General features: G+C 64.0%; 18 protein-coding genes. 8 read left to right on the plus strand and 10 right to left on the minus strand.

Translation table 11 applies throughout. The features are described from left to right. Positions 1-47 precede the first annotated feature (47 nt). Together MF410_RS36110 and MF410_RS36115 are read left to right on the plus strand one after the other, a co-directional pair. Entirely contained in the window at positions 48-989 is a 942-nt protein-coding gene (locus tag MF410_RS36110) for a sugar phosphate isomerase/epimerase (protein ID WP_183780026.1), read from the plus strand. Positions 990-1,096: 107 nt separating this feature from the next. Further along, positions 1,097-2,281, plus strand: a complete 1,185-nt coding sequence (locus MF410_RS36115) for a hypothetical protein (protein ID WP_183780029.1) — start codon at positions 1,097-1,099, stop codon at positions 2,279-2,281. On the opposite strand, the gene MF410_RS36120 is transcribed toward MF410_RS36115, so the two are convergent. Genes MF410_RS36120 through MF410_RS36155 form a run of 8 tightly spaced genes read right to left on the minus strand, consistent with a single transcriptional unit; the run spans position 2,278 to position 10,464 of the window. Beyond that, positions 2,278-3,291, minus strand: coding sequence for a succinylglutamate desuccinylase/aspartoacylase family protein (locus MF410_RS36120; RefSeq protein ID WP_183780032.1), 1,014 nt, complete (start codon positions 3,289-3,291; stop codon positions 2,278-2,280). The two genes, MF410_RS36115 and MF410_RS36120, sit on opposite strands and share 4 nt — an antisense overlap. Before the next feature lie 32 nt (positions 3,292-3,323). Then, positions 3,324-3,668 (minus strand): RidA family protein, encoded by a 345-nt coding sequence (locus MF410_RS36125; RefSeq protein ID WP_097626142.1) that lies wholly within the window; start codon positions 3,666-3,668, stop codon positions 3,324-3,326. A gap of 36 nt (positions 3,669-3,704) precedes the next feature. Continuing rightward, entirely contained in the window at positions 3,705-5,015 is a 1,311-nt protein-coding gene (locus tag MF410_RS36130; RefSeq protein WP_183780035.1) for an alanine racemase, read from the minus strand. Continuing rightward, a complete protein-coding gene (locus MF410_RS36135; protein WP_183780038.1) occupies positions 5,008-5,964 on the minus strand; it encodes an amidohydrolase family protein in 957 nt (318 codons plus the stop codon). The genes MF410_RS36130 and MF410_RS36135 overlap by 8 nt, the downstream gene beginning before the upstream one ends. Next, on the minus strand, positions 5,961-6,902 hold the full coding sequence (locus MF410_RS36140) for an ABC transporter permease (RefSeq protein WP_183780041.1): 942 nt from the start codon (positions 6,900-6,902) through the stop codon (positions 5,961-5,963). Before MF410_RS36140 ends, MF410_RS36135 begins: the two co-directional genes overlap by 4 nt. Then, entirely contained in the window at positions 6,899-7,861 is a 963-nt protein-coding gene (locus MF410_RS36145) for an ABC transporter permease (RefSeq protein ID WP_183780044.1), read from the minus strand. Before MF410_RS36145 ends, MF410_RS36140 begins: the two co-directional genes overlap by 4 nt. Then, complete coding sequence (locus MF410_RS36150; protein ID WP_183780047.1) at positions 7,858-9,372, minus strand: sugar ABC transporter ATP-binding protein; 1,515 nt, start codon at positions 9,370-9,372, stop codon at positions 7,858-7,860. The genes MF410_RS36145 and MF410_RS36150 overlap by 4 nt, the downstream gene beginning before the upstream one ends. A 21-nt stretch (positions 9,373-9,393) precedes the next feature. Further along, positions 9,394-10,464, minus strand: a complete 1,071-nt coding sequence (locus tag MF410_RS36155; protein WP_183780050.1) for an ABC transporter substrate-binding protein — start codon at positions 10,462-10,464, stop codon at positions 9,394-9,396. Between the two features lie 222 nt (positions 10,465-10,686). On the opposite strand from MF410_RS36155, the gene MF410_RS36160 reads away from it, so the two are divergent. The 5 genes from MF410_RS36160 (at position 10,687) to MF410_RS36180 (ending at position 15,767) form a co-directional block, all read left to right on the plus strand. After that, a complete protein-coding gene (locus MF410_RS36160) occupies positions 10,687-11,472 on the plus strand; it encodes an IclR family transcriptional regulator (RefSeq protein ID WP_097620086.1) in 786 nt (261 codons plus the stop codon). A gap of 278 nt (positions 11,473-11,750) precedes the next feature. Further along, complete coding sequence (locus MF410_RS36165; protein ID WP_097626148.1) at positions 11,751-13,103, plus strand: LLM class flavin-dependent oxidoreductase; 1,353 nt, start codon at positions 11,751-11,753, stop codon at positions 13,101-13,103. Positions 13,104-13,113: 10 nt separating this feature from the next. Continuing rightward, the gene (locus MF410_RS36170; RefSeq protein ID WP_097626149.1) at positions 13,114-13,965 is read left to right on the plus strand and encodes an ABC transporter permease; all 852 of its coding nucleotides are present in this window, start codon (positions 13,114-13,116) and stop codon (positions 13,963-13,965) included. A 38-nt stretch (positions 13,966-14,003) separates the two neighbouring features. Next, complete coding sequence (locus MF410_RS36175; protein ID WP_097626150.1) at positions 14,004-14,987, plus strand: ABC transporter substrate-binding protein; 984 nt, start codon at positions 14,004-14,006, stop codon at positions 14,985-14,987. Positions 14,988-14,996: 9 nt separating this feature from the next. Beyond that, entirely contained in the window at positions 14,997-15,767 is a 771-nt protein-coding gene (locus tag MF410_RS36180) for an ABC transporter ATP-binding protein (protein WP_097626151.1), read from the plus strand. Positions 15,768-15,896: 129 nt separating this feature from the next. Here the strand turns inward: MF410_RS36180 and MF410_RS36185 are convergent, their stop codons facing one another. Continuing rightward, positions 15,897-17,708 carry a chloride channel protein gene (locus MF410_RS36185; RefSeq protein ID WP_239621361.1) on the minus strand — a complete coding sequence of 604 codons (1,812 nt, stop codon included), beginning with the start codon at positions 17,706-17,708 and terminating at the stop codon, positions 15,897-15,899. 206 nt (positions 17,709-17,914) lie between these two features. Here MF410_RS36185 and MF410_RS36190 point away from each other — a divergent pair, with 206 nt between their 5' ends. Then, a complete protein-coding gene (locus MF410_RS36190) occupies positions 17,915-18,352 on the plus strand; it encodes a helix-turn-helix domain-containing protein (protein ID WP_222134959.1) in 438 nt (145 codons plus the stop codon). Positions 18,353-18,370: 18 nt separating this feature from the next. On the opposite strand, the gene MF410_RS36195 is transcribed toward MF410_RS36190, so the two are convergent. Continuing rightward, the gene (locus MF410_RS36195; RefSeq protein ID WP_222134958.1) at positions 18,371-19,279 is read right to left on the minus strand and encodes a homocysteine S-methyltransferase family protein; all 909 of its coding nucleotides are present in this window, start codon (positions 19,277-19,279) and stop codon (positions 18,371-18,373) included. Positions 19,280-19,307: the final 28 nt, after the last annotated feature.

The following is a 19,307-nucleotide window of genomic DNA, read 5'->3' on the forward strand; positions in this document are numbered from 1 at the left end:
CCTCTCACAAAGGCGCGCCCTCAATTTCCATAGGAAAGATCGAGACGATGAAACTCTCCATTTGCACCGACGTTATGGGCAACCTGTCATTTACCGACATGCTCGACAAATGTGTTGAACTCGGCGTCGAGGGCATCGAAATGACTGGCGGCGGCTGGTCGCGTGCCCCACATTTCCGCGCCGACGAACTGCTTGAAGACAAGGGGCTTTTGAAAATCAAGCTTCAGGAAATCGAGGCCCGCGGCCTTGAAATCGCGGCACTGAACTGCTCGGCTAACCCGCTCGATCCCGGCGAGATGGGCAAGCGCCACCGCAAGGAAATGGAACAGACGATCCGTCTTGCCGGCGAAATCGGCATCAAGACGATCGTTACCATGTCCGGCCTGCCGGAAGCCGCCCGCGGAGACAGCGTGCCGAACTGGCTCGTCTATACCAAAAGCTGGCCGGACGAGATGCCGGAACGCGACCGCTACCAGTGGGAAGATCGCGCCTTCCCGCTCTGGCATGATCTGGTCAAGCTCGCGCGGGAAGTCGGGGTCGAGCGATACGCGCTGGAAAACTTCTCGGCGATGCTCGTCTGGAACCCGGAAACCCTGTTCCGTCTGCGCAACGAGGTCGGTCCGGCGGTCGGCATGAACCTCGATCCGAGCCATCTGTTCTGGAAGGGCGCCGATCCGATTGCCGCGGCACGCGCGCTCGGAAGCGCAATCCATCATTGCCACGGCAAGGACACGCGTATCGAGCGGGGCCTTGCCGACATCAATGGTTTTCTGGAGCTGAAGGACGTGACCGACGTCGCCAACCGCACCTGGAATTACGTCGCCGTCGGCGCCGGCCATGACCTGCAGTGGTGGAAGGAATTCTTCTCGGTGGTCAGGATGGTCGGCTACGACGGCTGGGTCAGCCTCGAGATGGAAGACTTCACCATGTCGACCGAGGCCGGCATCCAATCCTCCATCGAGGCGCTGCAGGCAACGATCAGCCGCTGACAGGGCAGGGTGGGCGGCTTTCGCGCCGCCCTCCGCGTTCAAACGAGCCTGGACACTATTATGGACACATGTTCTATAAAGCGGACAGAGTTGAACCGGAGCGCGCCATGCACCTTTCCATGTGGACTTACCCCTGGGATATCCAAGACCAGGGGCTCGATGCGATTGCCGGAGAGCTTCGCAACCGGGCAGGCCTCAACACGATCAGCATGGCGACCTCCTATCATGCCGGCCGCTTTCTCCAGCCGCGCAGCCCGCGGCAGAAGGCCTATTTTCCCGAGGACGGGACGGTCTACTTCCGGCCGGACGAGAGCCTGTGGCAGGACAAGCTGATCCGGCCGCTGATGGCGGGGAATGTCACCGAGCGCGGCGACATGCTGGAGGCGCTGGCCAGGGGACGCGACGCGACCGGTCTCAAGGTCTCCTGCTGGACGGTCTGCCTCCACAACAGCCGTCTCGGCATGCTGCATCCTGATCACGTGACGCGCAACGCCTTCGGCAATCCCAACTATTACAATCTCTGCCCTTCCAGCCCGGCGGCGCGCGCCTATGCCGTCACCCTTGTCCGCGACATCACCGTGAATTACCAGCCGGATATGGTGGAGCTCGAAAGCCCGAACTTCATGGGCTTCGCGCATGAATACCATCACGAGAAAGACGGCGTCGGCCTCAACGCCGAAGACGATTTTCTGCTGTCGCTCTGCTTCTGCGATCATTGCGCGGCGCGCGCCGCAAAGGCCGGCGTGCCGGCCGAAGGTGCGCGCCGAACTGTTGCGCGTTTCATCGCCGAACTCTGCGAACGTGATATCCCGGAATGCCAGTTCCCGGATTTTCCGGCGGCCGGCATCGATGCCTTCCGCGACCATCCGGACTTACACGCCTATCTCGCCTGGCGCAGCGAACCGGTGACCAGCCTGATCGGCGAGATCAAGGCGGCGGCCGATCCGGCGAGCCGGATCGTGCTGATCGACCTGAAGGACGGCTGGCTCGGCGGCGTCGATCTCTCAGCTGTCGGCAAGCTCTGCGACGGGGCGATCCTCTGCTGCTACGACATGACGCCGGATGCCGTCGGTGATGTCATCCGCGCCGGCCGGGCAGCACTTGGATCGGAGAAATTCCTCGGTGTCGGCCTGCGCGTCTTCTATCCCGAGGTCGGTGAAGCCGCGGTGCTGGCGGCTCGCGCCAAAGCTGCCGTCGACGCTGGCGCTAATGGCGTCAACTTCTACAATTACGGCCTGATCCCGGCCAAACGTCTCGATTGGGTCAAGGCGGCGGTCGACGGGCTTCTCTAAGCGGAAATCGGTTCGGCGACCTGGATCAGGCAGTCACCGGCCTGGCTGTCGCAATGCAGACGGTGGGAAATGACCATACCGTCCTCGGCAAAGCGCAGCTCTTCCTCCGACTGCTCCAGGCATTCCAAGTCATGATACCATCCGGCCAGATCGCCGGCCGAAACCGTGGCGCCAAGGGCCGCGGCCGGCTCGAACCAGCCTCTGCGATCGGCGTAGATTCCCTGGCTGTGCCGGGATAGCGAGAGGAGTTGCAGCGGCCCCGGTTCGGCAAGCGGCGTGCGGGAGAGAACCGGACGCCCGACAATGCCGAGGGTTACAAGCAGTCGGTCGATCGCTGCCGCCGTGAAGGCCATCGTCGCAGGCGTCACCGTTCCGCCGCCGCCGAACTCGCCGGAAAGACCGACGATACCGGCCCTGGCCGCAGCCCCCATCGATGTCGGCGCCGCCGGGCCATTGTCGGCGATGAAGGCATGCGACGCGCCCATCGCCCGCATCAGCGCGACCGACCGCTCGAAGCGGATGGCGTCGGCCTGCCGCTCGATCAGCGTGCAGGGCAGGTGCGCCATCGACGTGCCGCCCGAATGCAGGTCGAACATGACGTCATGGCGCGGGAAGAGTTCGTGTTCGAGGAAATGCGCCAGGCGCGCCGTCGGCGCCCCCGCGGGATCGCCGGGAAAAGCCCGGTTGAGGTTGCCGCCGTCGAAGGGCGAGCAACGTTTGGCCGCCATCACCGCCGGCAGGTTCGCCATCGGCAGGATGGTGACGGCGCCGCGGATTGCGGTGACGTCAAGCAGGCGCATCAGCCGGCCGAGCTGCAGTTCGCCCTCATATTCGTCGCCGTGATTGCCGGCCATCAGTAGCAAAGACGGCCCCTCGCCATTTCTCAGGCAAAGGATCGGAACGCGGATCTGATAATAGGGCGAACGGTCGATCGAATAGGGAATGGCGAGATGGCCGGCCTGCCGGCCCTCACGCGAAAAGTCGATCGGATTGACGAGGCCGCTATGCATGGTCCCTCCAGTGCGGGGCGGTTGCCGCGCAGTTACAGCGCCGCGACCGCGGTCATTTCGACGCGCAGGTCCGGGTCGGCCAAGCGCGCTTCGGTGCAGGCACGCGCCGGCGGGTTTTCGATGTCGATCCAGCTGTCATAAACGCCGTTCATCGCCTCGAAATCGGTAATCGCCGGCAGGAAGACGTTGACCGCGAGGAGATGCGAGCGATCGGTGCCGGCTTCCTTCAAAAGGGCGTCGATCTTGCCGAGCACATCGCGGGTCTGCTCCTCGATGCCGGCCTTGCGATTTTCCGCGACCTGGCCGGCAATATAGACGAGACCTCCGTAGCTGACGGCCTGGCTCATACGCGGGCCCTTCTGATAACGCTGGATCATGCAGCTTTTCCTTTTCTTGGTTTTTGCAGGGAGAATTCAGCCGAAGCTTGTGAGATAGGCGGCCGTCACCGAATGATCCGGATCGAGGCCATAGAGGATTGCATGCCGGTCGAGGCAGGTGCAGGGATGCGAAATGCCGAACTCGACGACGTCGCCGACCGAGACGTCGCTATCCTCGGCAAGAGTCAGGAAGGCATGCTGATCGTTGAGGCGGAAAACCTCGGCGCTTTCGAAATTGCAGAGATATGCGCCATTGCGATAGAGCGCCAAAGGCCGCGGCAGGCCCTGGTCCATCGCCACGTCGCGCATGCCCATGCCTGAAATCGCAAGCTGTGGCTCCGGCCGCGAGAGGACTTCGGCCCAGACCCTGAGCGCCGGACGGAAACCCGCCGCCGCGGAAACCGTCTTGTCGCCAATGCGCAGACCGCCGCGTGCATCGAGGCCGGCAAGGCCGCGTTCGTAGATGCCGTGATCGTGAAAGAAGATCGCGCCGCTGCGCAGCACGAGCCGGCAGGCGGGATCGGCCGCGACGGCCGCTGAAAGCCGCGCCACCACGACATCGAAAAACACCGAGCCGCCTGATGTCAGAAGCAGCGGCCGTTCCTTGCCGATGCGGGCCCGTATCTTCGGCAGGAAATCGGGTATCATCGCCATCAGCGCGTCGATACGAAGCATCGTCTCTTCCGCATTGGCGGTCGCGGCCGCACCCTCATAGGCGGCGATACCGGTCAGCCGGAAGGCCGGCGTCTCCACCGCCAGGATCGCGTCGAGAACTGCCGCCGCGGCGTCGGTGCTGCGCAGACCGGCGCGGCCGGCGCCGAACTCCACCAGCAGGCCGAGAGGCGGCAGATCCGCGCGCTCCTGCCATGCGGACCGGAGTGCCGCGACGAGCGGCGTCGAATCCACGAAAACATGCAATTTCGCATCGGGATAATGGCCGAGCAGGGCCGCAAGCCGGCGGGCGGCGGCGATCCCGCCGATCTCGTTGGCAAGGATCAGCCGTCGCTGTCCCGCCTTGAGCATGACGGCGGCCTGGCGGATATCGGCGACGGTCGTGCCCCAGGCGCCCGCGGCCAGAAGCGCCGCTGCCAGCGCCGTCGACATCGGCGTCTTGGCGTGCGGCGCGATTTCGGCGCCATAGCTCTTCACATAGGCCATCATCAAGTCGACATTACTGGCGAAGGCCTGCCGGTCGAGCGAGATCAGCGGCAGCGCCATCCTACCGTCATAAGGTTTCCATCCCTGCGCTCCCACTGCCGCAAGCGGCAACTGCGGATGGCCCGGCGGAAAGCCTCGCACCCGCTCATCGAGCACCATATCGTCCATCGCAGCATGAAGATCAGACATGGCGGCCTCTGCCGATCCCGGCCGGATCGTCCAAGCCTAGGCGATAGCTATCGTTGGCTGTGGCAAAGAACAAGGCGCGCTGCTCGTCGAGAGAGAGCTCAGCGGCAACCGTGCGAAAAGTCTGATAGACCTCGTCGAAAGAAGCATGCAGACCCGCGACCGGGAAGTCGCTGGCAAACATCGACCGCGCCGGACCGAAACAATCGAGGCAATGTTCGATCACCGGTCGCAGGCTGTCGAGCGTCCACGCATGGTCATAGGCGACAAGGTCGGAAATCTTCACGCGCACGTTGGGCGCGCCGCCGAGCGCCCGCAGGCCGCGATACCAGAGCGCCATGCCGTCCTTCGTCCGGTCGGCAGGGCTGCCGCCGTGGTTGAGCACGAAAAGCGTGTCGGGAAAAGCCTGCACCAGATCGAGCGCCTCAGCCATCTGCCAGGGATAGAGCATCAGGTCGCAGACCAGCCCGAGCCGCGTGGCATGGGCAAGCCCCGCGCGCCAGGCGGGATCGGCCATGCGATCCGGACGCGATGCAAAACGCTTCGCCACATCGGGATGCCAGCTCAGAATATCGCGGATGCCGACGACGTTGGGGTTTTCCGCTTCCGCCTCGAGCAGGCGCGCGGCATCCGGACCGTCGAGGGGAACGCGGGCGACATAACGGCGGGCCACGCCGGAACTGCGGTCGAGACCCTCAAGCCAGCGGCTCTCTTCCAGCGGGTAGGCAACCGACCAGCCGGCCTCCACATGCACCGTCGCAATGACGTTCTGTCGCGCAGCATCGGCGCGATAATCGTCGATGCCGTAATCACGCAGGATCGGTCCGAGGTTTCCCACCACCATCTCCTCGCCGGAAGCCCGCGCCTTCTCAAGCCAGGGGTGGCGCTGCAGGCTGAGGTCCCAGAGATGGTGGTGCGGGTCGATCACCGGCCCGTCATAGCACTTCGTCATCGGCGCGCCTCGCGGCCGGAAACGAGCAGCAGGGCGAGGATCAGCGTGCCGAACATGATCGAGCGCCAGCCGGGCGAGGCATTGACGACGGTGATCAGCGCCGTCGTGGTGACAAGCAGGATCGCCCCCGGGATAGTGCCGGCATAGGTGCCGCGGCCGCCGAGGATGGAGGTGCCGCCGAGCACGACGGCGGCGATCGAGGTCAGCAGATAGGGGTCGCCGATGCCGACATAACCCTGCCGGTTCATGCCCAGCACGAGAATGCCCGCAAGCCCGGCGAAGAAGCCGGACAGGGTATGGACGATCAGCGTGTTACGGGTGATGCTGACGCCGGAAAGCCGGGCGGCGAGCGGGTTTGCCCCGAGCGCCAGGAACCGGGCGCCGATCGGCATGCGGTGGACGAGCAGCAGGACGACGATCGATACGGCGAGCCACAGCAAGATGCCCGAGGGGATGCCGAGCGGCCGCGCCTGCCCGAGCAGGATGACGGCCGGATTGCTGACGGTGACGGCGCTGCCGCCGGCGACGATGACCAGCAGGCCCTGCAGGAAAGTCGCCATGGCAAGCGTCATGATGATCGGCGGCACGCGCAGATAGGCAGCGCCCGCACCGTTCATCAGGCCGATGCCGGTGGCGATGGCAAGGCCCACCGCGATGCCGGCAAGGCCGGTCGGATCCCAGGCCGGCGAGATCAGCGGCAATAGGATCGCCGTGACTGTGATAACAGCGCCGACCGAAAGATCGATGCCGCCCATCAGGATGACGAGCGTCTGGCCGGCCGCGACGATGCCGATCACCGCGGCGAGTTCGAGGAGGTAGCGCAGATGGCCGTAGGCGCCGAAACCGCGCAAGGTGACGCTTGCGACGATCCAGACGAGCGCGACCAGAAGGAAGGTAAGCAGCGGCGGATTGCGAAATGCGGACCGGATGATGTTCATCGCCTTGCCCTCCAACCCTTAACAAGTTCCGGCACGGCGACCGCGCCGACGATGATCAATCCTTGCGCGACATATTGCGCGACCGGCGGAAAGCCGAGGAAGAACATCACGTTGATCATCACCGAGAGCAGCAGGCTGCCGCAGATCGCGCCGCGCATCGTGCCCTTGCCGCCAAGGAAGCCGACACCGCCGAGCACGGCCGCGGCGATCGAATTCAGCGTGAAGGGTGTGCCGATCACGGGATCGCCCGAGCCGGTCTGCGCCGCGACGAAGAGGCCGGTCAGCGCCGCAAGCAGGCCGGAGAGCGCGAAGGCAGCGACCCTCACCCGTTCGACCGGGACACCGGAGCGGAATGCGCCGACCGGGTTGTCGCCGGCCGCATAGATGCCGAGGCCGAGCGGCGTTGCCAGAAAGGCTTTCCAGAGCGTGAGGATGACGACCAGCAGCAGGAAGGCGATGGGCGTGTGGCCGGCAAGCGCCGTCGACAGCCAATCGGGAATGAACCCGCCCGGCCGCGGCAGCAGGATCAGCGCGACGCCGCCGATGATGAAGGAACCGGCCAGCGTGACGATGATTGCCGGCAGCCTCAGATGCGTCACGATGGCGCCGATGATGGCGCCGATCGAAAGGCCGGCGAGCGCGACAGCCAGAATGCCGCCCGGCACGCCGAGCACCCCTTGCATCGTCGTCGCCGCGATCACCGCTCCGAGGCTGACGAGTGGGCCGATCGCCAGGGTGATGCCGCCGTTCAGCATCAGCAGCGCCTGCGCCATGGTGACGAGCGCCAGCGGAAACCAGTTCTGCGTGAATTTGGAGAAACCGCCGACGGACAGGATGCCGGGAAAGAGCACCGCATAGAGGATGAGAAAGCCGGCAACGACGAGATAGAGGCCGGCGAGGCCGCGGTTGCGGCGGAGCTGGATCGAACCGTAGAGCCGGGAGGACGCAATCGTGCTCATGCCGCCTCTCCCTGCGTCGCAGCCGCAATACCCATGGCCGCACCGACGATCGCGCCTTCGCTGATCGCATCGCCCGAGAGCGTCGCGGCAACGCGCCCCTCGCGCAGAACCACGACGCGGTCACAGAGATGGACGAGCTCCGGCGTATCGGAACTGACGAGAATGACGAGCCGCCCCTCGGCGGCGAAGGCGCGCAGCATCAGGTAGATTTCCCGCTTGGTCTCGATGTCGACACCGCGCGTCGGATCGTTGAGGAGCAGAATGGAAGGATCGAGCGGCAGCCATTTGGCGAGCGCCACTTTCTGCTGGTTGCCGCCGGAAAGCGCCTGCACCAGGCGGGCCGTATCGCCCTTGATCGTCAGCCGCCGGGCAAGATCGGCGACCAGGCCGCTTTCCGCCGTCAGGTCGCGCAGCCCCTTGCGGGCGAGCCGTCCGAGCGAGGGCAGGATGAGATTGGCGGCGATGGAGTGGGGTAGCACCAATCCCTCATGTTTGCGGTCGGCCGGCACATAGACGATGCCCGCCGCATTCGCCGCGCCGACGTTTGCGGGCAGACCGGGATTTCCCGATACTTCCGCCCGGGCAGCAGACGCGGGAATCGCGCCATAGAGGCCGAGCAGCAGGTCTTCCTGGCCTTGTCCCACCAGCCCGCCGATACCGACGATCTCGCCAGCGCGGGCGGAGAAGCCGATATGGCGCACCATGCCGGCGGAAAAATCCTCGACGCTGATGCGCGTCGCGCCGGGCTTGGCGGCGACACGCGGCGGGAACAGGTCACCGGTCTCGCGGCCGACCATCAGGCGGACCAGCCCCTCGCCGTCGATGCCGGAGAGCGACTGGTCGGCCGTGACGCCGCCGTCCTTCAGCACCGTGACATGCGAGCAGAGCGCCTGCACCTCGTTGAGCCGGTGGGAAATATAGAGAAGGGCGGTGCCGCGACCCTTGAGCGTTTCGATGAGACGGGCAAGGATGCCGGCTTCATGGGCGGAGAGCGATGAGGTCGGCTCGTCCAGAATGAGCACGCGCGGCTTGCGGAACAGCGCCTTGGCGATCTCGACCACCTGACGGCGGCCAAGGGCCAGATCGGCGACCGGCATGTCGAGCGGTTCGGTGAGCCCGACCATGTCGCAGACCTCTCGTACGCCGCGATGCAGCGCTCGATAGTCGATCAGGCCGAACCGGCGCGGAAAGGCGCCGGTTCCGATGTTTTCGGCAATCGACAGGCTGGCCGTCAGGCTCAGCTCCTGCTGAACCACGGCGATGCCGGCCGCGCGCGCCGCCGCCGGGCTGAAACGCCCGACAGGCTTGCCGTCGATGAGGATGGAGCCGCTGTCCGGCTGAAGGGCGCCGGACAGGAGATTGATCAGCGTCGACTTGCCGGCGCCGTTTTCACCGAGCAGGGCGTGAACCCTGCCCGGCAGAAGGGCGACGTCGACGCCCTTCAAAACGGGATTGCCGAAAAATCCCTTGAACACCTGCCGGGCTTCCAGCAGGGGCCGTTCTTCCGTCATGACGGTGTCCTCAGCTCGGGATTACTTGGCCAGCAGCTTGTCGAAGAGCGCCTGGTCGTAATCCGAGTAGATATAGCCGTCGGCCGGAAACTTGTCGGCCCGGGCGAGGTAGCTGCCGATGGTGCTGTCGTCGATGACGGGAAGCGGCACCTTGACGAAAGCGGGCACGTCCTTGCCTTGCAGCGCCTGCACGGCGGTATAGACGGAGAGCGCGCCGAGCCAGTTCGGCTGCATCGTCGCCCAGCCCTTCAGGCCCTTCTCCTTCCACAGCTCCAGAAACTGCCGGGCGTTTTCGCCCGTCGTCGGCACCTGGTCGCGGCCCTGGCGCTCAAAGGCGAGGACGGAACCGGCCGACAGCGCGCCGCCGAGCGACAGCACGCCGTCGATATCGGGATTGGCGAAGAGCAGGCTGGTCATCGCTTCCTGTGCGGGCGCAACGTTATATTCGGTATTGGTCTCGGTAATCACCTGCAGACCCGGATTGGCGTCGAGGACCGGCTGGGCACCCTTGCGGCGATCATCACTCACCGAAATGCCGGCCGGGCCGTTCATGATGATGATCTTGCCCTTGCCGCCTAGCTGGCTGACCATCCACTTAGCAGCGGTCGCACCCCATTCGTTGGAATCGGTGTTGATCTTCGCCGTCACCTTGTCGGTGTTCACAAGGCTGTCGAAATTGACGACGGCGATGCCCTTCTCGCAGGCATCCGAAATGACGCGGTCGAGCGCGTTGGAGGAGCCGGCGATGACGACGATGGCGTCGACATTGGCGTCGATCATCGACTGGATATGCTGGATCTGCGTCTGGGCGTTGCCCTGCGCGTCGGTGATCATCAGGTCCTTGACGAGACCCGCCTTCTTCAGTTCCTCCACCTCGGCCGTGATGGTGCCTTCGGTCTGCTTCATCCAGGTCGGCACCGAATAGATGTTCGCCCAGCCGATCGTATAGGGCGCTTTCCTATCGCCCTTGATGCAATTGGCGGCGGCCGAGGCCGTGCCAGTGGAAAAGACGAGGAGGGCCGCGGCAGCGGCGGCACCGGCGAGAAGGCGGCGGCGCAGTGAAGCGGAAATGCTGTTTTCAAAATTCTTCATGTCGATCCCCTTTTTTGTGCGGCAGCCTTGACGGCCTGCCATCAATGTCCAATATATTGTACACATGATCTTTATACCGGACGAGGCGATCTTATGCCGATTTTTCTACCTCGCAAGAGGGGTGAAAAAAATTTTCGTCTGCTGCGAAATCACGGAGGTCGGTTGACAGATGCGGCGGAGGATTTGAAAAGCTTGGCCGAACAGAAATTGGGATCGACAGCAATGGATGCAGTTCAGGACGAAGCAGCCGGCAAACGCGCCCGCGGGCTCGACCGCGCCTTCGAAATCCTCGATTTCCTGCGCCAGAAACGGCAGGCGCTGAAGCCGAACGAAATCGCAGCGCAGATCGGCGCGCCGCGCTCCTCGGTCTACGAGCTCGTCAACCTGCTGCTGAGCAACGGCATTCTCGAATTCACCGGCGGCGAGGGACGGGTCTATCTCGGCCGCAAACTCTATTTCCTCGGCGCCGCCTATGAAAATCATTTCGATTTCACCCGCGAATGCGAGGCGACGCTGGAACGGCTTGCCGACGAGACACGGGAGACGGCGCAGTTCTGCATGCTGGATGGCAACCGGTATACGGTGGTGCGCATGCGAGAAGGCGCGCGGCCGTTCCGCATTTCGACCGATGTCGGCCAGTCGGTGCCGATCCCGTGGACGGCGTCGGGACGGCTGCTGGTTGCGCATCTTTCGGATCAGGACATTCTGAATTTCATTCCGCCGCAGGATTTCCGCCTACCGGGCGGCGAATGGCTCGAGCCCCAGACCTTCATCGCCGAGGTGCGCCAGGCCGAGCGCGAAGGCCTCTTCACCTTCAATAGCATCGTCGACAGCTTTACCCATTGTTTTGCCGTGCCGGTGCGCGGCGAGGAAGGCCATGCCGCCGCAACGCTCTGCCTCGTCACCCCGCGCGACGACGGCATCGCCAACCGGGACCGCTATCTCGACTGCCTGAAGAAGGCTGCCGCCGGCTTGGAGCATGCCCCGGCCCGGCCAAAACGAGGCTGACGCCAAATCATGTCACGCTAAGGCAGGACGCCACTCGTCGACCTGTCCGACATGGAAAGATAAAAGACCGCCGCAAGAGATATCTCTTGTTGGCCGCCGCGATCGTCGATTTCCAGATTCAAGCCGATCCCGCAAAACTATTCACGCTTCCTCCGAAATTATGAAATGTAGTTTCTCTATAAAATTTATGGAAAACGTAGTTTAGCGTCCTGACAGCCTATCTATGCCTTGGCCTTGAATAAGACCGGGCGATCAACGGCAAACGGAGAGGACGCGAAATGACACGGAAAATCAGGCTTGGAGCATTTCTCCCCGGTGGCGGTCAGCACGTCGCCTCGTGGCGCCATCCCGACCAGCCGGCCGACGGCGCCACCAGTTTCGAGTTTCACAAGCAACTCGCCCTGACGGCTGAGCGCGGCCTCTTCGATGCCTACTTCCTGGCCGATGGGCTGGCCGTCGGTTTTGGCGGCGCACGCGAAGGCGGCAATGCTCGTGTCGCAGGCTTCGAGCCCGTCACCTTGTTTTCCGCACTCGCGCCTCTGACCACCCATCTCGGCTTTATCGCCACCTCCTCGACCACCTATGAGGAACCTTATACGACCGCCCGCAAATTCGCTTCGCTCGATCTGATCTCGGAGGGCCGCGCCGGCTGGAATGTCGTCACCACGACGGGCGACCTCACGGCGCAGAATTTCAATCGCGACACCCAGCTTCCGCATGCCGAGCGCTATCGCCGTGCTGCCGAACATGTCGACGTCGTCCGCAAACTCTGGGAGAGCTTCGAGGACGACGCCTTCATCCGCGACAAGGAGAGCGGCGTGTTCTTCGATCCGGCGAAGCTGCACGATACCGACCATCGCGGCGAGCATTTCAGCGTGCGCGGTCCGCTCAACGTCTCGCGCTCGCCCCAGGGACATCCTGTTATCGTCCAGGCCGGGCAGTCGGACGACGGGCGCGGGCTTGCCGCGGCAACGGCCGAAGTCATCTTCACCGCCCATCAGCACATCGAAACCGCCCAGGAATTCTACCGGGATATCAAGGCGCGCGCCCGCGGCCTCGGCCGCAATCCCGATCACATCCTGGTCATGCCCGGCGTCTCCGCCTTCGTCGGCAGGACCGAAGCCGAGGCGCGGGAGAAGTATGATCGCCTGACCTCGCTCATCGTCGAAGAGGATGGGATCGGCCTCCTCAACGGCCTGACCGGCGGCACGCTCGACCTGCACGGCTATGATCTCGACGGGCCGCTGCCGCCGGCGCCGCCGACCGAAGGCATGAAGAGCCGCCAGGCCCTCATCCGCCAGATCGCCGACGAAAATAACTTCACCATCCGCCAGCTCTATCAGTGGATCGCATCGGCCCGCGGCCACTACACCATCGTCGGCACCGCCGAGCAGATCGCCGACACGCTGCAGCAATGGTTCGAGAACGAAGCCGCCGACGGCTTCAACATTCTGCCGCCCTGGCTTCCCACCGCGCTCGATGACTTCGTCGATCTGGTCATCCCGGAACTGCAGCGCCGCGGCCTGTTCCGCACCGCCTATGAAGGCAAGACGCTGCGGGAAAACCTCGGCCTACCTTTCCCGACCAACCGATGGGCTGCGGGGCGCGCAGCTCTCCAGGCAGCAGAGTGAGGAGCGATCCATGGCTTATGAAATCAATCAGGTCCTCCCAAGAAGCTTCGGCCGCCTGAAGAGCAGCGAAAGCAATAGGCCCACTTTCGCGTCGCATGTGCGCCATGCGCTCGCATCGCTTCTGCCGCGCTACGGCCTGCTGATCGCCTTCCTCGCACTCTGGCAGGTTTCGAGCACCAGGGGCTGGATCAATCCGGCCATTTTCCCGCCCCTGAACGTGATCCTGTCGGCCCTCTGGACCAACCTTGCCAATGGCGCGCTGCTTGATGACATCGCCATCAGCCTGCAGCGATCGGGAACAGCCTTTGCCTTTGCCGTCGTGGTCGGCATTCCGCTCGGCCTGTTCATGGGCCAGTTTCGCGCGGTCGAGCAGGCGCTCGATCCGATCCTGCAGCTCTTCCGCCAGACCTCGGCGCTGGCGCTCTATCCGGTCTTCATCCTGCTGCTCGGCCTCGGCGAAACATCGAAGATCTTCGTGATCTTCTGGGCGACGCTGTTTCCTGTGCTGCTCGCCACGATCAGCGGCGTCAAGGAGGTGGACCAGAAGCTCATCGAGATGGCGCGAACTTACGGCGCCGGATCGCTGACCGTCTTCCGCCGCGTCATCCTGCCGGCCTCCGTCCCCGCAATCTTCGTCGGCCTGCGCCTCTCGGCGACGACGGCACTTCTGCTGCTGATCGCCGCCGAGATGATCGGCGCCAACAAGGGCATCGGCTTCCAGGTCATGAACGCTCAGTACAATTTCCAGATCCCGCTGATGTTTGCGGCGATCCTGCTGCTCGCCTTTCTCGGCCTTGCCGCCAATGCCTTGCTCGTTCTGCTGCAGCGCCGCCTCTGCCGCTGGTCTCAGCCGAACGCCTGACCGCTTCCACCGATTTTCCTCCTCCGAAAGGACACGTCATGACTTTCCATCCCCGCAACCTTCTCCTGCCGGCCGTGATCGCTCTCGGTCTCGCCACGCCGGCCGCCGCCACCGATACGGTCAAGCTGCGCTATCTCGCGAGCCAAGGCGGCCTTGCCGCCCATGAACTCGCCGACGCACTCGGCTACTTCAAAGATACCGGCATCACGTTTGAGAATGTCGGCTATGCCCAGGGTGGCCCGGCCTCTCTCATCGCTCTTGCATCCGGGGATGTGGAGATCGGCAGCGCCGCCACGTCAGCCGTCTTGAATTCGATCATCGGTGGCAATGATTTCGTCGCCGCCTACCCATCGAACGGCATCAATGACGAGGTGCAGTCGACCTTCTACGTGCTGGAAGACAGCCCGATCAAAAGCATCAAGGACATTGCCGGCAAGAGCATCGCCGTCAATACGCTCGGCGCCCATCTCGATTACACCATCCGCGAAGCCCTGCATTCCGTCGGCCTGCCAAGCGACTCCGCCAATCAGGTCGTCGTTCCCGGGCCGCAGCTCGAGCAGGTGCTGCGCTCCAAGCAGGTCGATATCGCCGCCTTCGGCTACTGGCAGACGACCTTCGAGGGTGCTGCGCTGAAGAACGGCGGCCTGCGTGCGGTCTTCGACGATACCGACGTGCTCGGCGACATTGCCGGTGGTTTCGTGGTCCTGCGCCGCGATTTCATTCAGCAGCATCCCGAAGCCTCGAAGATCTTCGTCGAGCAGTCGGCCCGCGCCCTCGACTATGCCCGTGAACATCCCGAGGAAACCAAGAAGATCCTGGCAAAGGCACTCAGCGAACGTGGCGAGAACCCTGACATCGCACAGTATTTCCGCGGTTACGGCGTGCGCGCCGGTGGCCTGCCGGTCGAGCGCGACATCCAGTTCTGGATCGACGTGCTGGTCCGCGAAGGCAAGCTGAAGCAGGGCCAGCTGGCGGCCAAGGACATCATCTACGCGGCCGATGCCAAGCCGGTAAGCAACTGAGGAAGAGTGATGAGCCTCGCCCAGGACATTCGCCGCGGAGAGGTGACAATCCGTCACCTCTCCAAATCCTACAAGCTGAACGGCAGCCATCTGCAGGTTCTGAAAGATATCAATCTCCACATCCGCTCCGGCGAAAGCCTTGCAATCGTCGGCGCCAGCGGTTCGGGCAAGACGACCCTGCTCCGGGTTCTCGCCGGCCTCGAAGAGGCCGACACTGGTGAGGTGCTTGTCGACGGCAAGGCGATCCGCGGCGTCGGCGCGGAACGCGCCGTCATCTTCCAGGAGCCGCGCCTTCTTCCCTGGCTCGATGTCCTCGGCAACGTCGCCTTCGGGCTGGAAACGAGAGGCCTCCCCCGCGAGCAGGCGAGGGCGCGGGCGCGTCACTACGTCAAGCTCGTCGGTCTGCAGCAGTTCGAGGCGGCCTATCCCCGGCAACTCTCCGGCGGCATGGCACAGCGCGTCGGCATCGCCCGAGCGCTTGCCGTCCAGCCGGAAATCCTGCTGCTCGACGAACCGCTCGGCGCGCTCGATGCGATGACCAAGATCGGCATGCAGCAGGAACTCGCCCGGATCTGGCGCGATGAGGATGTGACGACCATTCTCGTCACCCACGATCTCGAGGAGGCGATCTATCTCGCCGACCGGATCCTGATCCTGCCGCGGGAAAAGGGGGCCGAACCGCGCCTGATCGACATCGATCTGCCGCGCCCGCGCGACCGCAGCGCACCGGAATTCGTCCGGCATCGCGAGCAGCTGCTGAACCTGTTCGGGCTGCATTGAAGGCTGCCGCTGCAGCCTTCGCCAAGACTATACGATCCAGGGATCGATCAGTTCGATCCCAAAGCCCTCGAAATCCCTAGGGTTGCGCGTCTCGGCCCCGCATTGCGCTGAAGAAACCGGAGGCGGCTATCAAGACTTGCTCTTCGCTCCGGCAGTCAGATAAGGCCGCCGATCCAGTTCCGCCGACCGGTAGGAGCTGCGCAGCCGTAACAGATCCTTGCGGGCGATCAGGCCGCAGAGTTTGCCGGACGCCGGATCGACGATCGGAATACGCCCATCGCCGGTCGACAGCATCAGGTCGGCGATGAAGGCAACGGTATCATCCGGATGCCCGACGGGGACGGAATCGTCCGTGACGTTTTCGGAAAGCGTCTGTAGGACCAGATCCGCCTTCCCCTGCCAGAGCAGGACATCGGCGCGCGAGACGATGCCGGCCAATCTGCCTTCCGCGTCCACCACCGGGTAGATCCGATGGGTTTTCTCCTGAGAGGCGAAGAAATCGCAGGCCTCGCCGATTGTCATCGTAACGGGAAGCGTGTCGACATCGGCGATCATGATCTCCCTTGCCCGGGAGAGTTCGAAGGGATCAACGCCATATTCGCGGGTGATGTGCTGCCCACGGCGCGCGATCTTCTCGGTGAGGATCGAGCGGCGCAACAGCAGCACCGTGACCGCATAGGCCACCACTGTTGCGGCGAGCAGGGGAACGAGCGTGCTGACGTCGCCGGTAATCTCCATCGCAAAGAAGGTGCCGGTCAGCGGCGCGCGCATGGTTCCGCCCATCATCGCCGCCATGCCGAGCAGCGCCCAGAAGCCGGGATCGTAGCCAGGCAAGACGAGGCCGACCAGCCATCCGAGCGTGCCGCCGAAGATGAGAAGCGGCGCGAGCACGCCACCCGAGGTGCCCGACGACAGGGCAAATAGCCAGATGATCGTCTTCACCAAGAGGATCGACAGAACCGCCGGCGCGAGCAGCCGATTGTTGAGCAGGCCATCGATAATGTCGTAGCCGACACCCATCGCCCGCGGCTCGATCAGGCCGCCGAGGCCGATGACGAGACCGCCGAGCATCGGCCACCACATCCAATGGATCGGCAGCGCCTCGAACAGGTCCTCGATCCGGTAGAGCAGCGTCGTCAGCAATCCCGATTGCAGCCCCGATATGATGCCCATCGCCGCACAGGCAAAAATCCCCCACCAGGGCAAATCAACCTGGAAATGGGTTAGGAACAGCGGTCCGGTGCCGAAGAGTAGCGGACGCCAGCAGATCGACACGCAGGCGGCAACGGCGACGGGAATGAAGCTGCGCGGTTTCCATTCGAACAATAGGAGTTCGACCGCCAGCATGACCGCGGCGATCGGCGAGCCGAAGATCGCCGTCATGCCCGCGGCGGCACCGGCGACGAGCAGCGTCTTCCGCTCGGCCGCGCTCATGTGGAAGAACTGGGCAAAGAGCGATCCGATCGCCCCGCCCGTCATGATGATCGGTCCTTCGGCGCCGAACGGGCCGCCGGTTCCGATCGAGATTGCCGAGGACAGCGGCTTCAGGACCGCGACCTTCGGCGACATCCGGCTGCCGCCGATCAGGATGGCTTCGATTGCCTCCGGAATGCCGTGGCCGCGGATCTTCTCCGACCCGAAGCGGGCCATCAGGCCGATGACCAGTCCGCCGAGCGGCGGCACCATCACCACCCATAGCGAGCGCGGCACTGAAGCCAGAGAGTTAGGCTGAGTGCCGATCTCTCCGAACCAGATGACATTGGTCACCAGCGCGATCAGGCTGGCGAGACACCAGGCCGCAAAGGCGCCCGCCGTGCCGACGATGATGGACATCCCGACCAGCAGGAGAACCCGCCGGTCGGTAGTGAAATCGCCGGCCTCGCGTCGGGAAAGACCGCCGGTAAAATCATGCGGGCGGTTGCTGGGTTGATGCTGCGCCATGGAAGCCTCTGCTACGCGAAAATGGGTCTGCTTGAGTGGCGTCATTATATCGTGATACGATATAAATCAATGGACGAAAGCAAGTAGGCGAAAATCTCTCGGAAGATGCTTCACTTGACCGGCCGGCGGCTGCCCATCTATTCGAGATCGGCAATAGCGCGCGCATGGATCGCCTCCTGCGAACCAAGCGGCAAAGGAGAATGAGTGTGAAGAAAATCCCGCCGCCGCTGAGACAGGAGGATTACGAGGCGCTCGCCGACCTCAGATTCGCGCTTCGCCAGTTCATGGACTTCAGCGCGTCGGCCGCCCAGTCGGAAGGACTGCCGGTGCAGCAGCATCAAGCGCTGCTGGCGATCAAGGGGCAACGCGGCGGCGAAATCATGACCATCGGCATGCTCGCCGAGCGGCTGATCATCGCGCCGCATACGGCGACCGAGCTCGTCGGGCGGCTGTCGGATGCCGGGCTGGTCGAACGACATGCCGATCCGGTCGACAGGCGCCGTCAGACACTCCTCCTGACCGAGAAGGCGGACGAGCTTCTGACGAGGCTGAGCGCCGTCCACCTTTCGGAAATCAGGGTGATGGCGCCGAAGCTGATCGAGCTTCTGCTCGAGCTTCAGAAGACGGCGCCGAAAGTGGAGTGAACGAAGCCGCGCTGCGGCTTATCGTGAAAGCGTCTTGCCGAGACGATGGATATGAGCGGCGCCGATTCCGCAGCAGCCGCCAATGATCGTCGCACCAGCTTCGGCCCAGGAGCAGGCAAAACGCGAATAGGCATCGTCGTTCAGATCGTCGCGGGTATCGTGCAGGCCTTCATTGGCGGCCGAGGCGCCCTGTTCCCCTTCGAAGGCGTTGGCATAGACGCCGATTTCGATCTGGGCGTCCATCTTGCGGAACGTCTCGGCGGCCGTCTCGACCGCTTCTCGCATGACCTCGGGCTTGCTGCAGTTAAACAGGAAGGCTTCGGCGCCCGATGACGCCGCCCAGGACGCCGCATCCTCGACGCTTTCGCCGGAGCGAAGCTTCGGCTCGCTGCTTTCGATATCCGCTTCGTCATCGGCCAGCGTGAAGGAAATCCAGAACGATTTACCCGATCCCGCCACCGCCTGACGGACGGCCTCGCCCTCGGCGATCAGGCTCAGCGTCTCGCCGAGCCATATGTCGACGAAGGGGGCGAGGTTTTCGACCAGCACCTCGAGATAACCCTGCACCCGCTCAGGCTGAAAATTCTGCGGCTCGTAGGAGCCGAAGATCGGCGGCAGCGAACCTGCGACCAGCACCTTGCGATCGGTGGTGGAATCGGCCGCCTCGCGCGCCAGGCGGCCGGCAAGACGGATCAGCCCCGCACCCTCCTTCTGGAACCGGTCCTCGCCGATATGGAAGGGCACCAGCGCATAGCTGTTGGTCGTAATGACCTCAGAGCCGGCGGCGATGAATTCCTTATGCACCTCGCGGACGATATCCGGCGAATTGATCAGCGCCAGGGCCGACCATTCCGGCTGTTTCAATTCGGCGCCGAGCCGCAGCAGCTCGCGGCTCATGCCGCCATCGAGGATTCGTGTCCTGCTCATGAGGGTCTCCATTCGGGCCGCCGCACCG

Source organism: Rhizobium sp. C104, from assembly GCF_022354505.1.
In the GTDB taxonomy this organism is placed as follows: Bacteria; Pseudomonadota; Alphaproteobacteria; order Rhizobiales; family Rhizobiaceae; genus Rhizobium; species Rhizobium redzepovicii.